Source organism: Pontibacter chinhatensis, assembly GCF_900113285.1.
Classification (GTDB): domain Bacteria; phylum Bacteroidota; class Bacteroidia; order Cytophagales; family Hymenobacteraceae; genus Pontibacter; species Pontibacter chinhatensis.
Map to the genome: position 1 here is coordinate 109,345 of NZ_FOOT01000004.1, position 21,290 is coordinate 130,634.

16 protein-coding genes are annotated in these 21,290 nt (G+C 52.4%); 10 read left to right on the forward strand and 6 right to left on the reverse strand.

The annotated features are described in order from the left end of the window. Window positions 1–96: 96 nt before the first annotated feature. Together BM040_RS12490 and BM040_RS12495 are read right to left on the reverse strand one after the other, a co-directional pair. A complete protein-coding gene (locus tag BM040_RS12490) occupies window positions 97–630 on the reverse strand; it encodes a hypothetical protein (protein ID WP_092101777.1) in 534 nt (177 codons plus the stop codon). A gap of 17 nt (window positions 631–647) precedes the next feature. Continuing rightward, window positions 648–1,652 (reverse strand): glycosyltransferase family 9 protein, encoded by a 1,005-nt coding sequence (locus BM040_RS12495; protein WP_092101780.1) that lies wholly within the window; start codon window positions 1,650–1,652, stop codon window positions 648–650. A 204-nt stretch (window positions 1,653–1,856) separates the two neighbouring features. Between BM040_RS12495 and BM040_RS12500 the strand changes: the two genes are divergently transcribed. The 5 genes from BM040_RS12500 to BM040_RS12520 all read left to right on the forward strand — a co-directional run bounded on the left by BM040_RS12500 (window position 1,857) and on the right by BM040_RS12520 (window position 8,687). Continuing rightward, complete coding sequence (locus tag BM040_RS12500; RefSeq protein WP_092101783.1) at window positions 1,857–2,600, forward strand: hypothetical protein; 744 nt, start codon at window positions 1,857–1,859, stop codon at window positions 2,598–2,600. A gap of 123 nt (window positions 2,601–2,723) precedes the next feature. Beyond that, the gene (locus tag BM040_RS12505; protein WP_092101786.1) at window positions 2,724–3,149 is read left to right on the forward strand and encodes a hypothetical protein; all 426 of its coding nucleotides are present in this window, start codon (window positions 2,724–2,726) and stop codon (window positions 3,147–3,149) included. 974 nt (window positions 3,150–4,123) lie between these two features. Beyond that, window positions 4,124–5,356, forward strand: a complete 1,233-nt coding sequence (locus BM040_RS12510; protein WP_092101790.1) for a M16 family metallopeptidase — start codon at window positions 4,124–4,126, stop codon at window positions 5,354–5,356. An 80-nt stretch (window positions 5,357–5,436) separates the two neighbouring features. Continuing rightward, window positions 5,437–6,081 carry an O-methyltransferase gene (locus BM040_RS12515; RefSeq protein WP_092101793.1) on the forward strand — a complete coding sequence of 215 codons (645 nt, stop codon included), beginning with the start codon at window positions 5,437–5,439 and terminating at the stop codon, window positions 6,079–6,081. A 308-nt stretch (window positions 6,082–6,389) separates the two neighbouring features. Further along, a complete protein-coding gene (locus BM040_RS12520; protein WP_092101796.1) occupies window positions 6,390–8,687 on the forward strand; it encodes a LysM peptidoglycan-binding domain-containing protein in 2,298 nt (765 codons plus the stop codon). 882 nt (window positions 8,688–9,569) lie between these two features. Here the strand turns inward: BM040_RS12520 and BM040_RS12525 are convergent. Continuing rightward, window positions 9,570–10,892 carry an MFS transporter gene (locus BM040_RS12525; protein ID WP_217646780.1) on the reverse strand — a complete coding sequence of 441 codons (1,323 nt, stop codon included), beginning with the start codon at window positions 10,890–10,892 and terminating at the stop codon, window positions 9,570–9,572. Window positions 10,893–11,172: 280 nt separating this feature from the next. Between BM040_RS12525 and dnaE the strand changes: the two genes are divergently transcribed. From dnaE to trxA, 3 genes are all read left to right on the forward strand, one after another. Further along, the gene (gene dnaE, locus BM040_RS12530) at window positions 11,173–14,796 is read left to right on the forward strand and encodes a DNA polymerase III subunit alpha (RefSeq protein WP_092101802.1); all 3,624 of its coding nucleotides are present in this window, start codon (window positions 11,173–11,175) and stop codon (window positions 14,794–14,796) included. A 308-nt stretch (window positions 14,797–15,104) separates the two neighbouring features. Next, window positions 15,105–15,650: an REP-associated tyrosine transposase gene (locus tag BM040_RS12535; RefSeq protein ID WP_092101805.1), complete on the forward strand. Its 546-nt coding sequence runs from the start codon at window positions 15,105–15,107 to the stop codon at window positions 15,648–15,650. A 221-nt stretch (window positions 15,651–15,871) separates the two neighbouring features. Continuing rightward, window positions 15,872–16,237 carry a thioredoxin gene (gene trxA, locus BM040_RS12540; protein WP_342749965.1) on the forward strand — a complete coding sequence of 122 codons (366 nt, stop codon included), beginning with the start codon at window positions 15,872–15,874 and terminating at the stop codon, window positions 16,235–16,237. Window positions 16,238–16,303: 66 nt separating this feature from the next. Here trxA and BM040_RS12545 read toward each other — a convergent pair whose 3' ends face one another. The 3 genes from BM040_RS12545 to BM040_RS12555 form a co-directional block, all read right to left on the reverse strand. Then, the gene (locus BM040_RS12545; protein ID WP_092101811.1) at window positions 16,304–16,972 is read right to left on the reverse strand and encodes a hypothetical protein; all 669 of its coding nucleotides are present in this window, start codon (window positions 16,970–16,972) and stop codon (window positions 16,304–16,306) included. A gap of 85 nt (window positions 16,973–17,057) precedes the next feature. Continuing rightward, window positions 17,058–17,567, reverse strand: coding sequence for a DUF421 domain-containing protein (locus BM040_RS12550; protein ID WP_245756206.1), 510 nt, complete (start codon window positions 17,565–17,567; stop codon window positions 17,058–17,060). Window positions 17,568–17,609: 42 nt separating this feature from the next. Next, on the reverse strand, window positions 17,610–19,541 hold the full coding sequence (locus BM040_RS12555) for a hypothetical protein (protein ID WP_092101817.1): 1,932 nt from the start codon (window positions 19,539–19,541) through the stop codon (window positions 17,610–17,612). Window positions 19,542–19,668: 127 nt separating this feature from the next. Here BM040_RS12555 and BM040_RS12560 point away from each other — a divergent pair, with 127 nt between their 5' ends. Continuing rightward, window positions 19,669–20,079 (forward strand): DUF5329 family protein, encoded by a 411-nt coding sequence (locus BM040_RS12560; RefSeq protein WP_092101820.1) that lies wholly within the window; start codon window positions 19,669–19,671, stop codon window positions 20,077–20,079. A gap of 76 nt (window positions 20,080–20,155) precedes the next feature. Then, window positions 20,156–20,524 (forward strand): SpoIIAA family protein, encoded by a 369-nt coding sequence (locus BM040_RS12565; protein ID WP_092101823.1) that lies wholly within the window; start codon window positions 20,156–20,158, stop codon window positions 20,522–20,524. The last annotated feature ends 766 nt before the right edge of the window (window positions 20,525–21,290 follow it).

The window sequence follows — 21,290 nt, forward strand, 5'->3', positions numbered from 1 at the left end:
ACTTTTTATACAACGAATATAGTATAAAACCACTGGGTGGGCAAAATTAGTATGTAGAGGGGTGAGAATTGAGCTTTATTCTGAGGCAAGATTTGCCTAATCTGCTTTTACCCAAATCCCTATACTTATACCCAACCCCACCAATACTTGCCAGCAGATGAAGAACAGAGCCGGGTCCTCTACAAGACCTGCCGAGGAGTTTATGCCAGGCAGGTATAACCTAAAGAACTGAGCAACGAACGGAGCGATACCTCCTAAAACCGCTGTTATTGCCAAACATGCTTTAAAGCTCCTTATGTTAAAGTATAAGCTATTGACCAAAAACAGGAGACCTGCCGACAAGGCTGAACCTAAAACTATTCCTAGCTGTGCATCTTTCACTATTTTTGTAAACGCAACCACAGCTAAAGCTGAAATGAAAAACACAGGCAGTGCCAACATCAGCCCCAATCCTAAAGCTTTTAATTTATTTACCCTTACTTGATCAAGATTAGTCAGAATAATGACTACAATAAAAAGGAATGGGCTATAAAGTGCAGCTTGATTGTTTTTATCAGTATAAAAAGCACAAACTACAGTGATAAGGCAGGCTATAATTGTAGCTAGTATTCTTAAAACTTTAGCCATCATGCCCACTCCCAAACTCTCTAACTCCCCAACTCTCTAACCCTCAACACCTCCAGCAACTGCTCATTCTTAATTTCGCGAGCGCACTTAAAATGGCCTTGCGGGCAGGCCTTGTGGCCGTGCAAACCGCAGGGGCGGCAGTAAAGCGGTTCCTCGCGCTCTACCACCTGGGCAAAATCGGCCAGCGGACCGAAGCCGAAGCGCGGCACCGTGGAGCAGTAGATGGCGCAGGTGGGGGCATTGAGCGCGGAGGCCAGATGCATCGGGCCGGAGTCATTTACATAGTTGAGCACCGCGTCGCGCATCAGGGCAGCAGATTGCAGCAGGTTCAGCTGTCCGCAGAGGTTCTCCACACGCTGGTTTATACTTTGGCTGATGATCTCTTCGCAGTGCTGCTTGTCGGCGGGTGAGCCGAGCAGGTATACTTTATACTTTGGGTCGAGGCTGTTGATTAGCTGCACCCACTGCTCCTGCGGGTATTGCTTGGTGAACCATACCGAGGTGGGCGCCATGCAGATAAACGGTTCCTGCTTCCACTGCTCTACTTTGGCAAAGTCGGCTTGGCTGGGGTACAGCTTTGGCTTGGCAGGCTTGGCGTTGGTTATACTTTGGATGAGCATGTTGTTGCGCTCCACCTCGTGGGTACCTGAGCGCACATCGTGCACATAACGCCGGGTAAACAGGCGCGAGAACGGGTTCTTCTCAAAACCCACTGTCTCCTTTGCCCCGGAAAATGCGGTCAGAAAGCCCGTGGCCCCGAAGCGCTGCACGTTTACCACCAAATCATACGTTTCGGCGCGGATTTGCGAGAGCAGCCGCAGCAGGCTTTTATACTTTCCCTCCTGCTTGTTCCAGATAAGCACCTGGCGCAGCAGCGGGTGGTCCTTCAGCAGTCCCTCGTTGCCTTTACGAAGCAGGAAGTCGAGTTGTGCCTCCGGGTAGTAAGTATGCAGCTTCTCCACCAGCGCCGTCGCCAACACTACGTCGCCCAGAAAAGCCGTTTGTATGATCAGTATTTTCTTCATGCTGCCGACAAAACTACGCGAAACGAGCTTTAGTTAAAAATGCAATATAAATCCGCAGCTTTTAACTTAATAATCTGAATATTTCACTAAATCTATCGTTAGCTGCTTGTGAATGCAGCGGCCATTACTTAAGTTGGCAAACTTAGCCTGCAAGAATATAACTTTATGAGTACACTTTTTCTCTCCTCCCCCTCTTTTAAAAGTATGAAATACCTGGTTCTGCTGGCCCTGCCCCTGCTGCTGGCCGGCTGTGGCACCTCGGCCTACATGCCCAATGTGCCCAATGTGCCGATGTTCACGCAGAAAGGAGAGCTAAGTGCCGGAGGCCACGTTACCCCAAAAGGGAACATCACCTTTAACACCGCCTATGCTGTGTCGGACCACTTTGCCGTGCTGCTGAACGGCTCCATGCTGAGCAGCGAGCGCCGCAAGCGCGACATACGCCACAACCTGCTGGAGGCTGCCGGCGGCTACTTCACCACCTTCGGGCCGGAGAACAACCGCATCCTGGAAATTTACGGCGGCTTTGGCGGCGGCAGCTCTGAGCGCACCGAGAAAAAGGAGGACAAGGAGACCGGCGAGATGACCTACGAGCGCCACGACGCCAACTTCAGCAAGTACTTTGTGCAGGTAAACTTCACCTCCAAGCGTAAAAGGTCGCTGCGGCTGCTCAACCGGGAGTTTCCGCTCAACTACGGCACGGCCCTGCGCGCCAGCTACCTCAACATGCACGACTATACTTTGAACAACGTCCCCGGCGAAACGGAGGACAATATTTTCCTGGAGCCGATCTTCTACACCCGCCTCACCCTGAACCCTGCCGTGCAGTTGCAGTACACCACCGGCACCACCATCGGCCTCAAGAACCGCGATGTGCTAACGGCAGCTTATTCCGTATTCTCGGCGGGCTTTGTAATTAATGTGGGGGGATTGCAGAAGGCGAGGTAGCGTTTGAAGTGGCCGTTTAGCGCAGTGCTCTATAAATTGGAATGGGCGGATGCAACCATCTTTCTATGCAATGGGTCATACCAGCACAAACCAACTCATAACCAACCACCTATCAAACGCTCCGTGTTCGCACTCCTATGCCTGCTCTTCCTGCTGACAAGCTGCGAGAAAAACGATGCTGATTTCCCTGAAGCGACCGAGACAGAAAACAGCCTGGTAGGCACTTGGGAGTTACGGTCCGTCACGAATGGTTGGGGAGGGGCAATCGAATACAAGCCTGGGAATGGCAATATTTACAGGTTCACCAAAGATACCTACGAGCGCATCACCGACGGCACCAAATACTCTGGTAAGTATATTCTGAAGGATGAGGTCTCCAAACTCACCAACATGCCTATCAAGCGCATTATCTTTTATGAAGCCCATACCACCCCAAATCTGGATGATGACTTTGGAGTGCTGCACGTAAAAGTTGAGAACAATATACTTATAATAGCGGCTGATGCTTATGATGCTGGCTCTTCTACCTATGCCCGGAAAGTCCGGTAACAAGCGTACTTGTCTTTTTCTTTTTTCCCCTATCTCTATGGTGAGCTTGTAGTCAACCTTCTATACTTTAAACTTTTCCTGGTACAAGCGTCTGCTTGCATCTTTCCCTCTTTCCTGGCGCAAGTCTTTAGACTTGTGTCCTACGATGGTGTTGGGTTTGTAACGCAACTGGCTCGCAGAGCCATACTTACTCTGGCTATACTTTATACTTGCTGATTTATACTTCCGCTAACGCGAGCTTGTAGCTCGTGTCCTTTTATACTTCATACTTTGATTTCATAGCCTCGGCTTACTTCCATTTGAAACAAGCTATCCTTATTAGCTGCCGTTCATCCTCTAGTTCCCACCAACGGCTCGTTGTATAGCATACTTTCTGCCCTCCCAGGCCGGGAGGCCTTGTTTTCCTGCTCAGCGCTATGTTCCCTCCTGCCCTCGTATCTCGGGCTGCCCTTAACGGGCACCGGATCTCACAAGGCGCTTCACAGAAAAACTGGGAATCAGTTCGATAGCCACGGCTAATGCTGTCATCTCGACCCTCTTGAGGCGAGAGCCGAAGAGAGCCAGCGTAGCTGTGAGAGATCTGTTTAGAGTTTCATAGATCTCTCGCGCTGCTCGAGATGACAAATAAGGGAGCAAGTATAGCTCCCTCCCCTGTTCTTAGGGGAGGGTTGGGGTAGGGTTGAACCTGTAGGGACAGGTCGCGACCTGTCCGCGCGAGAACTGTGGCAATGAAACTTATACTTCTGCCACAGCAATAACAGGCTCCCCTCCTTGGCTAAGGAGGGGTAGGGGTGGTTGGACCCGGAACAGCAAAATAATTCCCTCCCCTGCTCTTAAGCTAGAACACTATTCAACGGGTATAACTCAGCCTATCCTCTACAACACCAGCCCTACTTTCCCCAGCGCATTACATCCGCGATTCTCCGGAAAGTCCGGTTCTTTTTCCATACCTTTGCAGGCTAATTCAGAATTGAATGCTTGATTACCAAATATATACTTTACCCAACGGCATAAGGGTAGTACACAAACAGGTGCTGCACACCAAGATAGCCCACAGCGGCTTTGTGATGGACATTGGCAGCCGCGACGAATTGCCGCACGAGCAGGGGCTGGCCCACTTCTGGGAGCACATGGCTTTTAAGGGCACACAGAAACGCAAGTCGTTCTACATCCTCAACCGATTGGAGGCCGTGGGCGGCGAACTCAACGCCTATACCACCAAAGAGAAAATCTGCTTCTACAGCTCGGTGCTCGACAAGCACTTCGAGAAGTCGTTCGAGCTGCTCACCGATATCACCTTCCACTCTGTTTTCCCAGAGAGAGAAATTGAAAAGGAGCGCGGCGTGATTTTGGAGGAGATGTCGATGTACCTGGACACGCCCGAGGAGGCCATTGTGGACGAGTTCGATGCGGTGGTATTCGACGGCCATGCGCTGGGTAACAACATTCTGGGCACCAAGGAGAGCGTGTCTGGTTTTCAGAAGCAGGACTTCCTCAACTTCATCGGCCGCAACCTGAGCACCGACGCGTTGGTGTTCTGCTCGGTGAGCAACCTGCCTTTCGAGAAGGTGGTGAAGCTGGCCGATAAGTACCTGAGCGACATCCCAAGTATAAAAAAGCAGCGTGAGCGCGTGCCGTTTACGGGGTATCTGCCTAAAATCGTTACCCTGGAAAAGCCCATCTCGCAGGCGCATTGTGTGATTGGGTGCCCAGCCTACCCTCTTAGCGACGACCGCCGCATCCCGTTCTTCATGCTCAACAACCTGCTGGGCGGCCCGGGCATGAACTCGCGCCTGAACCTGGCGGTGCGCGAGAAACACGGCCTGGTGTACACCATCGACTCCAACTATGCCACCTACATCGATACCGGCCTGCTGTCCATCTACTTCGGCACCGAGAAAAAGCAGCTCAAGCGCACCACGGCCCTCGTGTTGAAGGAGCTGAAGAAGCTGCGCGAAAAGCCATTGGGCTCGCTGCAACTGCACACGGCCAAAGAGCAACTGATGGGACAACTGGCCATGGCCGAGGAAAGCAACATGGGGCTGATGATGATGCTGGGCAAAAGTATACTCGACCAGGATCGTGTGGAATCGCTGAACGAAATTTTCGACAAGATTAAAAGTATAACGGCCTCCGACCTGACCGACATCGCCAACGACGTGCTGCGCGAGGAGAACCTGAGCATCCTGAATTATGTACCTAATTAATGGTTACATTGCTGTATTGTTAAATGGTTAATCTATACAAACCAACAATTTAACCATCAACAATTTAACAATTTAAAACTATGGAGTTTATAGACGAGGAACTGCTGCATTACGCCGAGGACCATACTTCGCCGGAAAGTGAACTGCTGCACAAGATAAACCGCCAGACGCACCTGAGCGTGATGAAGCCGCGCATGCTGTCGGGGCACCTGCAGGGGCGTTTGCTGTCCATGTTTTCCAAAATGATACAGCCGCGCCAGATCCTGGAGATTGGCACCTACACCGGCTACTCGGCGCTGTGCATGGCTGAGGGGCTGCAGCCGGGCGGCACCCTGCATACCATCGACATCAACGAGGAGTTGGAGGAGCGCGTGCGGGGGTACTTTCAGGAGTCGGGCTATGATGAAAGTATAAAACTATACATTGGCAACGCACTGGAAATTGTGCCTACCCTGGATACGGAGTTCGATTTGGTGTTCATCGATGCTGACAAGATCAACTACGGCCGCTACTACGACATGGTGATTGACAAGGTGCGCCCCGGCGGCTACATCATTGCCGACAATGTGCTCTGGAGCGGCAAGGTACTGGAGAAGTTCCGCAAAAAGCTCGACGAGGACACCCAGGCCGTGATGGACTTTAACCAGCAGGTGCAGCAGGACGAGCGGGTGGAGAACATCCTCCTGCCTGTTCGCGACGGGCTGATGGTGGCCAGAAAAAAGTAAGGTATAACATCCAGTAAAGTATAAAGAGAGGTCCGCAGCCTCTCTTTTTTGTTTCCATTTTAGCTAACCTGCTATACTTCTGCAGCTTAGCTCCCGTCCATCCTGGCAAAGAAATATTTATACTTTCCGGCCCGAAAAAATAATGCAGGAACTTGGCCGCGCGTTTTAGAATACAAAGGTTTTTCCTTTAATTTTGCATTAACTATATTCTATGCTAAACACATTAAAATATAGTCATTTAACTATAGTTAACTCAACCGGAAGTAGAGCCCCCGTTTTATAATTAATCAAACTTAAGTACCCCTGTTATGAGGAGACCGCTTGCCACCCTGCTTGTCCTGCTGCTTTTGCCCCTTCTGGCGCTGGCGCAATCTGTTACCGTGCCCCATAATCTCTATTTCGCTGACATCCACCTGAAGCTCAACAACAGGGCCCAGGCCGAGATTCAGAAGAAGGTAGATGCCCTGCACCGCAGCAAGCTATACTTCCAGATGAAGGTGGACCTGGCAGACGCCTACTTCCCGATTATTGAGCGGGTGTTTAAGGAGGAAGGTGTTCCGGACGATTACAAGTACCTGGCCCTGCAGGAGAGCGGGCTGATTGGCGATGCCGTGTCTACTTCCAACGCCGTGGGTTACTGGCAGTTTAAGCGGGAGGCCGCACAGGATTTTAACCTGCGCATCAACAACGTGGTGGATGAGCGCCGCCATATTGTAGAGGCCAGCCGTGGCGCTGCCAAGTATTTTTTGCGCAGCAACAACCACTACGATAACTGGCTCAACTCCCTGCTCTCCTATTACCTGGGGTACTCAGGCGCCAAACCCTACACCAAGCCTTCCGACAAAGGTGCCCGGCAGATGGACATCACCGAGCGCACGAACGACTACATCCTGACCTTTCTGGCGCACAAGGTGGCCTACGATGCCTTTGTGGGCAAAGCCAATCCGCCAGCCGTGTCGCTGCAGGAGCACCGTGCCAAGCCTGGCCAAAGCCTTTCGGAAATCGCGCTGGCCACCAAAACCGATTACAGTGAGTTGGAGCGGTATAACAAGTGGCTGCTGGGCAACTCCATCCCATCAGACAAGGATTACTATGTGATGATACCTGTGCGCAACGGCAACGATGGAGGCCTGATGGCATCGGCCAAGGAAACTACCCAGCCTGCCCCGCGCCAGAGCAGCACCCGCAAGTCCTCAGCAGCCATGGTGAAGCGCAACAACCTGAACGCGCTGGTGGCTCGCCAGGGCGACACCAAGGATAAACTGGCACTCCAGGCCGGCATCTCCACCCGCCAGTTCCTGAAGTATAACGACATGCAAAGTTTCGACAAGATTGAGGAGGGCACGGCCTACTACATCGAGCCGAAGCGTATGAATGCCGATACAGAATACCACGTGGTGCAGCCCGGCGAAACCATGCAACTGATATCGCAGCACTACGGCGTACGCCTGAGCTACCTGCTGTTCAAGAACCGCATGAAGCGCAACGAGGTGCCAGTGCCGGGCCGTGTGCTGTGGCTGCAGAAGCGACGCCCTGCCCACACGCCGGTAGAGGTGCGCGATGTAAATAAAACAAATGTAGCCACGGCCTCTAAGGAGAAGTATGAGCCGGTTACCACTACGCCTACCCCTCGCAAAGAGAACTTCTTTACCCGCCTAGTTAGCAAGCTTAAGGGCGAGCCGCAGCCGGAGCGAAATGTAGTTGTACCTACAGAAGCAGTAGCCGAAGAAGAGGAATTTGAGGAAACAGTTGTGGTAGAAAGAGCACCGGACCCAGAGCCTGTCTCTACAAAGGCTCCAGCCGAAAAAAACACAAACCTGTACCCGGGTGCAGCTAAAACTGAAACTGCCCAGCCAGCCGCAAAAGAAGAGGAAACATACTTTGAAGAGGAGCCGGAATTAGAGCCAGCCCCAGCGGTAGAAGTCGATCCGTTTGTAACCGAGTCTGCCCCGGTTGAAGAAAGGGCTCCGGTTACGGCTGCACCAACGAAAGCTGCAGAACCTGTAAAAGAGCCAGCGCTGGCGATCCAACCGGCAGCTAACGCTACCACGCATATTGTGAAGCAGGGCGAAACACTTTGGGGCATCGCCAGGCTGTATGCTGTAAGTATAGACGAGCTGGTAGCCTGGAACAACCTGGGCGACGCGCCGCTGAAACTGGGGCAGGAGCTGTTGATTGCAGAGCCGCTGCAGCAGCCGGCCGCCTCTCCTTTTACCGAGGATGCCGCGGAGACACCGGCCACCATGCTCAGCACCGACAACGCTTACCACTCGGTAGCAGCAGGCGAGACGCTGTACCAGATCTCCAGAATGTATAACGTGTCGGTAGACCAGCTGCGCCAGTGGAACAGTCTGCAGGGCAGTGCCCTGAGTCTGGGCCAGGAACTGCGCGTGAAGGCTCCTGCCGCACCTTCCGCCAATACACCAGCTGCTACCGGCAATACCACGACTGCCAAGGGCACCATTTACCACACCGTAGCCGCCGGCGAGAGCATGTACCAGATCTCCCGCAAGTATGATGTAACCATCAAGGACATCATGGAGTGGAACAACAAGCCGGACTTCTCGGTAAGCGTGGGTGAGAAACTTGAGATTAGGAAGAAGTAGCCTCCTTGTTGGTTGATAGTATAAAGCAACTATCGACTACGAGCTCAATATAACTTAAAAGTATAAAGCCGGCCTAAAGGGTCGGCTTTATACTTTTAAACGTCCTTCGGTATCGGGTCTAACCACCCCTTGCCCCTCAGAGCTACGCCCGCTACCTTCGAACTCGCGTTCTCGGTAGTCTAAGGAGGGGAGTTTGTGATTACTTTGGCTGAAGTATAGGTTTTATAGTTACTGGTCTCGCGCGGACAGGTCACGACCTGTCCCTACAACTATAAACCCAGCCCTTGCCCCTCCGAGGAGGGGAATTGTCTGCACACGATTACATCCCCCTACCCCCTTCAAAGGGGGACTTGGTTCAATCTCCGTCAGCAGCGGCTATCGATTCTTGTCCCAGCCTTTGGGTTGAGCGCCTTCTAGATTTCTGGTTTCGCCTAAGCGAAATTGCGACGTTAGGAGCGAAGGAAATGTAGACAGCGCGATGCCCGAAGGCGAGGCCTCTCGGCCTTGAGAGCACCAAGGTCAGAGATGCAACAAGACGTTTGTGGGAACTAGAGGATGAACGGAGGCTACTAAGAATAGCTTGTGTCAAGTAGAAGGAAGCAATGGCTAGGAAAGTATAGCTAAAGTCTAAACTGGAGCCAAAGTATAAAGTATGGCTTTTCAAGCCAGTCAAGTTGCAAACTTGACCTCATTATAGGACACAAGTCTGAAGACTTGCGCCAGAAAAGAGGCAAAGGCACAAGCCGAACAAGCGGACGCTTGCGACAGATAAGTATAAAGTATAGATCAAGTATAAATCCTGCTAATCCTTTAATCCTGAAAATCCTGATTCAGACAAGGATGTCCGGAATACCGGAAGTATAACCTATAACAACCTCCAAACTACCGCTTCTCCTGCGCGGCAGTCAGGTTAGAGGCAGTTTGCAGGCCGGTGGCAATCTCAGGCAGAATGCCGAGCCGCTGGTAGATGGGCTGCACCATGCGCCGCAGCTTAGGGCGATAGATGGCAAAAGGGATAATGCTCAGCACACATAGAAAACCACAGCCCGCCAATGTATATCCCACCCCAATCTGCTCCGCCACCGAGCTGGCCAGCATACTACCAATCGGCGCCATTCCCATAAAAGCCGTCGAGTAAAAGCTCATCACGCGGCCACGCTTGTCATCGTCCACCAGGGTTTGCAGCAGCGTGTTGCAGGAGGCCATCGTAACAATCATTCCAAAGCCGGTGAACAACATGAGCGCCAGCGAGAGCAGCAGCATTTTAGAAAATGAGAACAGGATGAGTGCCACCCCGAAGATGGTCATGGTGGCGAGCAGCACCTTCCCCAGGCCCACCACCGACTTCCGCTGCGCCAAGAACAAAGCCCCGGTCAAGGCGCCAAGGCCGGAGGCGCCCATCAGATAGCCCAGCGTATTGGCGCCGCCGTGCAGAATATCGCGGGCAAAAACAGGTAGCAGCACCGTAAAGGGCATCCCGAACAAACTCAGCAGGGCCACAATGATGATTAGGGAGCGAATGGGTGCAAACCCGAAGGCATATTGAAACCCCTCCTGCAGCGATTTCCATACTTTGTGCTCCTGCTGCACCCGCTCAAAGGGCTTCAGGCGCATGAGCAGCAGCGAGGCCAGCACCGCAATATAACTCACCGCGTTAATCAGAATACACATGCCCTCTCCTACCGCAGCAATGAGCAAACCAGCAATGGTTGGCCCCACCAGGCGCGCCATGTTAAACAGCGAGGAGTTCAGCGCAATGGCATTACCTAGGTCCTCACGCCGCTCCACCATCTCCACCACGAACGACTGCCGCGTAGAAATATCAAAGCCGTTGATGATGCCCAGAAAAGCGCTCAGCGCCAGTATATGCCAGATTTCGATGGTATTGGTGAGCACCAGCGCCGCCAGCGTAGAAGCCTGCACCATGGAAAGCGTCTGCGTGACGAGCAGCACTTTGTGGCGGTTAAACTTATCGGCCAGCACCCCGGCGAACGGACCAAGTATAAACGAGGGAATTTGGCTGGAAAAGGTAACCGCCCCCAGCAGGAACACCGAGTCAGTCAGGCGGTACACCAGCCAGCTCAGGGCAATCTGCTGCATCCAGGTGCCAATCAGGGAGATGCCCTGTCCCACAAAAAACAATCTATAGTTACGCGAGCTCAAGGCCCGGAACATGCCACTCAATTTTGCTGCTGCTGTTGCCATAATTTATACTTCGCTGCGCGCCCTCCAGCACAAGTCTATCATACGAGAGGCCCAAGTTTAGGAGTTATACTTTGTGCGCGCCATACTTTTCTCAGAAAATTCATCCCCTGCTGAAGGGACAATATCTGGCCCACAATTGTTATGTAAGGCCGGCTTAGCGTTTGCGGGGCGGGCCTATTTTGTGTAATTTTAACATCCCGAAGATGGTCCGAAAGTAAGGTTTGTATTTTGCTTCGGAGCCATTGTTAATTCTTCATTCGTCATTCCTAATCCCGTATAAATGCCTGTTTTTTCGCATTTACATACCCATACGCAGTACTCGCTGCTCGACGGCCAGGCCAGCATCGGCGCGCTCATGAAAAAGGCGCAGGCCGATGGCATGCCCGCCGTTGCCATGACCGACCACGGAAACATGTTCGCCGCCTTCAACTTCGTGAACGAGGCCAACAAGTATAACGTGAAGCCGATTGTGGGCTGCGAGTTTTATTTGGTGGCCGACCGCCACCAGAAAACCTTCAGCAAGGAAGTAAGAGATAACCGTTACCACCAGCTGCTGCTCGCCAAAGACCAGGAAGGCTACCAGAACCTGGCCAAGCTGTGCTCTATGTCTTACATCGAGGGGATGTACAGCAAGTGGCCGCGCATCGACAAGGAGCTGCTGCTAAAGTATAACAAAGGCCTGATTGCCACCAGCTGCTGCATCGGCGCCGAGGTGCCGCAAGCCATACTTTGGAAAACCGAAGAGGAAGCCGAGGAGATATTTAAGTGGTGGCTCGATGTGTTCGGAGAGGATTATTACATCGAGATTCAGCGCCACGGCCTGATGAACATCGACGGCACCGGCAAAAGCCAGGAAGACATCAACCAGGTGCTGCTCAAGTGGGCCAAAAAGTATAACGTAAAGGTTATCTGCACCAACGATACGCACTACGTGGACCAGGAAGACTGGAACGCGCACGACATCCTGCTGTGCGTGAACACGGGCGAGGACCAAAGCACGCCGGTGGGCGACTTTACGACCAAATATTACCGTTTCCTGTCGGATGACCAGAAGGTGATTTACGATACGGTGGAGAATGTGCGTCAGAAGTATGGCCACCAGTCGAGCGTGCGACAGATGCTGAACCGCATTGACGAGGCCGGCCCCAAAACGCGCTTTGGCTTCCCCAACGACCAGTTCTACTTCAAGACGCAGGCCGAGATGAACGAGCTGTTCAAGGATGTGCCGGAGGCTGTGGACAACACCAACGAAATCGTTGACAAAATCACGCCGCCCAAGCTCAAGCGCGACATCCTGCTGCCTAACTTCCCGATTCCGCCGGAGCATGCCGGGCCTGATGCCTATCTGCGCCACCTGACTTACGAAGGAGCTAAGAAGCGCTACACCGACATCACCCCTGAAATTGAGGAACGACTGGACTATGAACTCCGCATTGTGGAGACGATGGGTTTTGCCGGTTACTTCCTCATCGTGCAGGACTTCATTAACCGTGGCCGCGACATGGGCGTGTTCGTGGGGCCTGGCCGTGGTTCGGCGGCAGGCTCGGCGGTAGCCTACTGCATCGGTATCACCAACATTGACCCGATTAAGTATAACCTGCTCTTCGAGCGATTCCTGAACCCGGAGCGTGTGTCGATGCCCGATATTGATATTGACTTTGACGACGTGAACCGCCAGCGCGTGATTGACTACGTGGTGGACAAGTATGGCAAAACGCAGGTGGCCCAGATTATCACCTTCGGTACCATGGCTGCCAAGTCGTCAATTAAAGACGTAGCGCGCTCCACGGCCCTGCCGCTTGCCGAAGCCAACGAGCTGGCCAAAATGGTACCCGATGCGCCGGGCACCACGCTGGCTAAGGCCTTTATGGAGAACCTGGAACTGGCCGCCATCCGCGAAGGCGACGACCACCGCGCTGCCGTACTCAAGCTAGCCGAGAAACTGGAAGGCTCGGTGCGTAACACCGGTATCCACGCGGCAGGCGTTATCATCGCCCCGGACGACATTACCAACTACATCCCGGTTTCCACTTCCAAGGACTCCGACCTGCTCGTAACCCAGTTTGACGGCAAGGTGATTGAGAGCGCGGGCATGCTGAAGATGGACTTTCTAGGCCTGAAAACCCTGACCATCATCAAAGATGCGCTGGAACTCATCAAAAAGAACCACGGGGTGGAGATTGACATCGACACCATTCCGATTGATGACGAAAAGACCTACCAACTCTACCAGCGCGGCGACACGATTGGCACGTTCCAGTTCGAGTCGGAGGGCATGCGCATGTACCTCAAGGACCTGCAGCCCACCAACATTGAAGACCTGATTGCCATGAACGCCCTCTACCGTCCGGGCCCGATGCAGTTCATCCCGAACTTCATTAACCGCAAGCACGGCCGGGAGGAAGTAGAATACCCGCACGAGCTGCTGGAGCCAATCCTCAACTACTCCTACGGTATCATGGTGTACCAGGAGCAGATTATGCAGACGGCCCAGATTCTGGCCGGTTACTCACTTGGGGGCGCCGACTTGCTGCGCCGCGCCATGGGTAAGAAGGACATGAAGAAAATGGCTGAGGAGCGTGAGAAGTTCATTGCCGGAGCCGCCGAAAAGCATAACATCCCGGCCAAGAAAGCCTCCGAGGTGTTCGACGTGATGGAGAAGTTTGCCCAGTACGGCTTCAACCGCTCCCACTCCGCTGCATACTCGGTTGTAGCCTACCAGACCGGTTACCTGAAGGCCCACTACCCGGCTGAGTACATGGCGGCCGTACTGACCAACAACATGAACGACATCAAAAAGGTGACGTTCTTTATCGAGGAAGCCCGCAAGCAAGGGGTTGCCGTATTGGGCCCGGACGTGAACGAATCTTTGCTGAAGTTCAACGTGAACGAGCAGGGCCAGATTCGTTTCGGTTTGGGCGCGATAAAAGGTACCGGCGAGGCGGCCGTGGAAGCTATCATCTCCGAGAGGGAAAAGAACGGCCTCTACCAGGATATTTTCGATTTTGCCAAGCGCGTGAACCTGCGTGCTGTGAATAAGAAGACCTTTGAAAGTATGGCCCTGGCTGGTTGTTTCGACTCCTGGGAGCTGTACCACCGTGCCCAGCTGATGGAGATTCCGGAAGGCGAAAGTATGAGCGTACTAGAGAAGGCCGTGCGTTACGGTAACAGCTACCAGGCAGAGCAGCAGGCCGCGCAGCAGTCGTTGTTTGGCGGCAGTGCCGCTGTGGCCGCTCCACTGCCCAAGATTCCGGATGTGCAGCCGTGGACGCAGGCCGAGATGCTGCGCCGCGAGAAAGAGGTAGTAGGTTTCTACATGTCAGGCCACCCGCTCGACCAGTTTAAGCTGGAGATTGATTCTTACTGCACCTGTCCGCTGGACAGAATTGAAGAGTATAAAAACCGCGACGTAAACGTGGCCGGCATGGTGACGGACGTGGTAATCCGCACCGCCAAAAACGGCAACCCGTTTGCGCTGTTCACCATCGAGGACTACGACACGTCGATGCAGATGGCGCTGTTCGGGGAGGATTATATGAAGTTCTCGCCTTACCTGAAGATGGGCTTATACTTGTTTATCCGGGGCAAGGTACAGCTGCGCTACAAATCCGAGGACCAGTGGGAGCTGAAGCCGCAGAACATCCAGTTGCTGGGCGATGTGATGGACAAGATGGCGCAGGGCGTACAGCTTAACATCAACCTGCAGCACTTCACGCCAAACCTGGCCGAAGCGCTGGAGAATGCCATTGTGGCCAGCGCCGGTCAGAAGCGCCTGGAGATTACACTGCACGTGCCGGAGGAGAAAATCGCCCTACCAACCTACTCGCGTAAGTATAGAATAGACCCGAAAGTGTTTTTGACCTCTATTAAGGATATGGGACTGGGCGAGTGTAAATTGATTTAAGATCAGGATTTACAGGATTATCGGATGAACGGGATTTTATACTTGTGAATCCTCCTAAGTATAGAAAGAGGCATACTTTGCAGTGTGCCTCTTTTTGTTTTCATACATACTTTTTGCTCATCCGCTGATACTGAAGGACTGCTTCAGGCAGAACCTTTGCTCATCCGGACATCCTTGTCCGGATGCACTCTGCCGGGGACATCCTTGTCCCCGTTCTGTAACCTTCGCGGACGTGGACGTCCGCAGCAGAGGGGTTTCGGACACAGATGTCCGAAACAGCAAACTAATGTATAAAGTATAAACCTGGCATGGGACTCAAAAACAGAATTGTACCCGGCGATTTATACTTTCTGACGATGACAGTAGTGGATTGGGTGGACATTTTTACCCGGCCGGTTTACAAGCACATCGTAGTGGATGCGCTCAGGTTTTGTCAGGAGAAAAAAGGCCTGAAGCTTTATGCGTGGGTACTGATGAGCAACCACCTGCATATGATCGCCGCTGCAGAGGAAGGCAAGAATTTATCTGACCTACTTCGGGACTTCAAGGGGTATACCAGCCGAAAAATTGTGGCTACGGTACAGGAGGAGCCGGAAAGCCGCAAGCAGTGGCTACTGCACCGATTCGAATTCAATGCCAAACTCAACCCTAAAGTAAGGCATTACAAAGTATGGCAGGAGGGCAACGAGGTGAAAGAGATTTACAGCAATGGCTTTTTAGATCAGAAGTTGGAGTACCTGCACCAGAACCCCGTGCGGGCAGAGTGGGTGAATGAGCCGCAGCATTACCGCTACAGTTCTGCCAGCAACTATGCCGATACGGGTGGGCTGCTTCAGGTAGAACTGCTGGAATAGACCGCAGATTTATACTTCCACTCCTCCATTTCTTGCCACCGCATCCTCCGAAACTTTTAGCAACAACACTTGTTTATACAAATATGGCAGTATCTTACAGGGCTTTATGCCGTAAGTATAACAAATGCTGCTCCCGGCTGTTCTTGCTTCCACAAAGCACGACAGCCTGTCAGGCTTCGTAAGTTTGGGCAGATCTTTGCCAAACCTGTAATTGTTACTATATTTATAACGCAGAATTTAACCAACAAAACGCTAAAGTTATGGCTAACAAAGCAATTGAAATCACAGACGCGAACTTTGATGAGATCATCAATTCAGATAAACCGGTGCTGGTAGACTTTTGGGCAGAGTGGTGCGGACCGTGCCGCATGGTAGGCCCGATCGTAGAGGAGCTGGCTGGCGAGTACGAAGGCAAAGCCGTTATCGGTAAGGTAGACGTAGACGCTAACCCGCAGACTTCTGCCAAGTTCGGCATCCGCAGCATCCCAACCCTGCTGGTGTTCAAAAACGGTGAGGTGGTAGACAAGCAAGTAGGCGCTGTGCCTAAAAACGTACTGGCTCAGAAACTGGACGCCCAGATGGCCTAAGCAGCCACTTAGTATGATATAAATAGAAAGCCCCTCCAGGAAATTGGAGGGGCTTTCTATTTATACTTATTTAACAGACACTTCCAGCCGCACCATCAGGTTCTGGTTAAACCTTTCTTCTTTCTTCTCGCTCGATTTTGCACGCTGATCCGCTTGGTCTACCTCTATCCAGACAGGCTCGTCTGTCATAAAGCGGTACACATAAAAGGGGCAGGTATCACACTCGTTTGTCATGCCCACATAGGGGCCACTGTCGTAGCGGCCGGCGTTGGGCCAACTCACAGCGGCAAACACCCCCTCCTCCGGAAGCGTCAGGTTATACTTCGAAATGTCGATCCAATGCCAATAGGTATTGTTTTTGGGCTTGAACGTGATGGGCTCCGGGAGTAGCGGCTTTCCTGGCCCTCCTGTGCTGTCTACAGCATATAGGTATACTTGCAGGCTGTTGGCTTTCCGGAAAAGGTCTAAGGCGGTGCGCTTATGGTAAATGTAAATGCCTACCTTATCTATAAAACCCTGACGCCCTTTGGCCGGAATATGAAAAGCCGTTTGGTAGTGCGGGTACTCCTTGCTGCCGCCGTGTCCGTAGTCTGCCTTCTTCTGCTTGGTGCCCAGTACCTCCTTGCGCAGGTCCGGCCTTACCACCACTTCCTTCAGCTTTACCTCATTCTGGGCATAGCCGCTTATACTTGCCAGCAACAACAACAGCAACAACCAGATAGAATTCGGTTTCATGTGGATTGCAAGATTTAGAGTTGCCCCAATAAAGCAGGTTTTATCATACTCACCAATTTCATTAACAACCTGAGCGGGATACTGTTTACGGCTCCTCCCCGCTTTTCAGGATGACGCTGATTTTCCCGCTCCGCTCTAAATACGCATACTTGATGCGGTCCACTCCGGCAGAGTTTCCGGAACTCCGGATAGCCTCTGTCAGGTCGTTTTCGGTAATGCTGTTCTCTTCCATGGCCTTCTTTTGCAGCTTCCCGTCCTTCACCAGCGTTCTGGGCGCGCCTTTTATAAACGAGCTCAGTCCGAAACCGGAATGAAACGTGAAGTAGGCCAAAAGCTTGTGCAGCATAACCAGCACAAAGGCCGCTACGATGGTAGGCACAAAGGGAGAGTTTCCTGTAATGGCCCGGCTAAGTATGGAGCCGTAAATGATGCCCAACACAATATCGAAAGCGGAGTTTTTACCGAAAATGCGGTGGTTGCCCATCCGGATAATGAGAAGGGCGGCAAAGAAAACCCCTACCGCCCTCGCAGACATTTGCCACCAGGTCAATGTCTCTTCCTCTATTCCGAATAGCAATGCAACATGCTCTCCCATACTTTAGAAAACGCGCCGTATGGGGAGCAGGTTATACTAGGATTAACTGGCGTCCTCGCAACTATAGAGGTTCTTATCCAGGGTTTTAATTACCTCAAACCCCTGCTCCACCTCTTTAATCTGGTGCTGCAGACGCGCGTTATACTCTTGCACCTTGTCCAGTTGCTGGTCTTTAAAATCTACTTTGGACAGTGAATCGAGCATTTTGATGGATTTGCCCAGTTCGGTGTTTCGCTCGTAAATGCGGCTGATGTACTGGTCCAGGTTATTGTTGGCGGAGGCGGTGGCCAGTTGCAGGTTGTTCTCGATGCAAACCTGGCGCTTCAGATACTTGAGCACTGTTGCATCGGCCTGCAGTTTCAGCTCATCCTTCTTCTGCAGGGCCTGCTTCAGCCGGAAGCCATCGTAGCGCTTGTTATACTCTGTCACGGCCTCGCGCACCTTCTCGCGGCAGCTAACGCATTTGCTGGCCCCCACTTTCTCCAGCAGCGCATTGCGTTGCGGTATAGTTTCGTCGTTGGCCTCTGAGCTAGTCAGCTTCTGCACGTCTTTCTGAAACACCTCGGTATACTGCAGTTCCTCCAATCGCTGCGTCAGGCGCACAATGGCCTCCCCTTCCACAGAGGCCGAGAGCACCTCTTTCTTCGGCAGTTCGATGGCATGCAGGCGGGTCAGGGCAGCCTCACGTTTCTCCGGCGTGTTCCACGACTTGGGATCGTTCTCCAGCTCGCGCAGGGTGTTTACCAGCAGCTTGCCATTTTTCAGGTTGTGGTCGGCCTCCAGGTATAAATCGGCATTGGTCAGGATGGACTCATACTCGGGGCGGAAGATGTTCTGGTACGTGCTGTTTTTGGCAAACTCCTTCTCGCGGGCATCGAAGATTCCCTTCAGGCGCTTGTACTCCTGCACGATGCTGAACAGATTCTTGGCATTGATGTCTGCGCTGTTGTTGCGGTAGTTCAGGCGGTAGGTATTCAGATTCTGCTTCATGTCGGCAAACGTGCGCAGGTACTCCACAAACAGCTTCTCCTGGCGGAATGTCTCGTCGTTAATCAGCTGCTTGTCGTAAGCTGTCTGAATCTTCAGCTTGCGCTTCTCTATCAGGTCCAGCGTTATCTCGTCGCCGGTCAGCACATCCATCTTGTAGAGGGACTTGTAGTTGGCCACGATCATGTAAGGGTAGTCCTTGTAATTGGTCATCTCCTCCAGCATGCGGCGGTCCAGTTTGTTGGGGTTCTTCTGCAGGTAATCGGCCAGTTTCACCGATTTGATGTCCACCTTCTTCACATCGTTTGGCACGAACACGTAGATGCGCACCGAGTGCAGGCGGGTGTCAAAGTCCTGCCCCTCGTAGAGGCGGATGGTGGAGCTGAACTTATACTCTTTGCGGTTGGCTCTGGAGTTAAGCAAGTTGCCAAACTCCCCCACCAGCGACAGTACCGCACCGCTTGGGGACGTGAGTTTGGAAATGGCCACCAGCTGGTTGGCCACCAGGTTAAACACCTGATCGCTTTGCCCATTCGTAATTGCCTTGGCGTTAATAACGGCGTCGATGCTGTTGCTGGCAGAGCCGAGCGGCATCTTATCGATGATGCGCACTACCTCCTGGTGGTCGCTTACCTGCGTTTTGTAGTTGCTCTTGTCCTGGTCAATGGCAAAGTTGTAGAGCGGGTACACGATGTCGTCGTTACCGAAAACCTTCATGTTCTTCAGCTGGGCCGTAATCATGAGGTACTCCAGCACGTTGCCATACTTCTCCTTGGGTTTGCGCGCGCCTGTCTCCAGCTCGTTCAGCACGCGGGTAAACCTGTTGCCGTTAAAGAGGTAAATGTCTGTGGAGAGGTACTGCCACTCATCCGAAAACTGAAAATCGTCGTTGTAACTATAGCCCAGGCGGGTCTCTATGTTGCGTTGCGCAAATGCTGCCTGCTGGCAAACCAGAAGTGTAATTAAGGCTAAAACTATTCTTCTCATAAAATTCGTTACTGCCAAGTGGGGTAGCTGTTGTTATGGCTCCCGCCGGATGAGCATACTTAACGCTAAAGGTTGAACATAAGTGCATTAAAATTGCTAATAATAACGCTATAATCATAAAATTAATATGAAAACAAAGTCCAAGGCCTGCGTGCTGTTGAGTTTTATACTTTGTACCGGTTTTTTATCGCTGGAAAGCGCCCTGGCACAATCGGCCACGGCCGTCGGACCGCAGGAGCGCACTACCAAACTTACTGAGGACGAGAAGGTAGAGCGCCTGATACAGCACGTGGCGAAAATGGAGGGAGCCACCTTTATCCGCAACGGCAGTGAGCATACCTGCCGTCAGGCCGCCGAGCACCTGGAGTCGAAGTGGGAAAAGCACCGCGATAGTGTTAAAACGGCCAGGGATTTTATAGCCGAACTCGCTTCCCGCTCGGGCCTGTCGGGCAAGGATTACCTTATCCGGTTCGCTGACGGCACCACCCGGACCACAAACGAGGTGCTGATGGCTGAGTTGGAGCTTTTGGAGCAGTAACAGGCGCAGAACGTTGCCTAGGCTGAGCACGTATGGCTTAGAATAATCCATATCCAACCTTCACATTCCTATACTTATGATACAGCTACTTGAGGGAGCCAAGGACGATCTGGTAGCCTTCCGGATTTCGGGCAGCGTCGATATCCACGACTATAACGTCATGCTGCCCCTGCTGCAGGAGCGCATTAACCAGCACGGCAAAATCCGGGTGTATGCTGAGGTGCAGGATGTGGAGGACTATTCGCTCCGGGCGCTGTGGCAAGACATAAAGTTCGACATCAGGCACGCCACCGACTTTAGCAAAGTAGCCGTGGTCGGGGATAGCCAGTGGATAGACTGGCTCACGGTAATGGCCAAGCCTTTTACCTCTGCCGAGGTGAAGTACTTCAGCTTCGCGCAGAAACAGCTGGCCTGGGATTGGATTATGGGCGATCAGGAAGTATAAGTATAGCTGCAGGGGCGCTGCAGTTGAGCTAATCTGTACGACTTATACTTTTATACTTTAACTATACTTTTATACTTGCCATATTTCCGCTGTTCCAGACATCCTTGTCCGAAACCACTTCTGCTGCGGATTTCCCACCCTGCGTACGTAAATTATACTTCTTGTACTTGCTGGTATATACTTCCATAGCCAACTCCTTCTGCACCTGGACACAAGCTATCCTTGCTAGCCACCGTTCATCCTATAGTTCGCAAATACGTCTCGTTTCACCTCCAACTTGGCTCCCTCCCAGGCCGGGAGGCCTCGTTTTCCCGCTCGGCGCTGTGTTCCCTCCTGCCTTCGCTGCGCTCCGGCTGCCCTAGACGGGCACCGGATCTCACAAGGCGCCTCCCAGAAAAACTGGGAAACAGAATCGATAGCCTCTGCCATCACTGTTATCTCGACCACTCTTGAGGCGGGAGCCGAAGAGAGCCAGCTTAGCTGTGAGAGATCTGAAGAGAATTTCAGATAGATTTCTCACTGCTTTCGAGATGACAGCGAAAAGGGCAAGTATAAATTCCCCTCCTCGGAGGGGCAAGGGGTGGGTTTATACTTGCAGGGACAGGTCGTGACCAGTCCGCGCTATGCTAGCAACAATAAAACTTATACTTCAGAAGTAGTAATAACAGGCTCCCCTCCTTAGACTACCTAGAACGCGAGTTCGAAGGTAGCGAGCGTAGCTCTGAGGGGTTAGGGGTGGTTAGACCCGATACTGCAATTATAACTC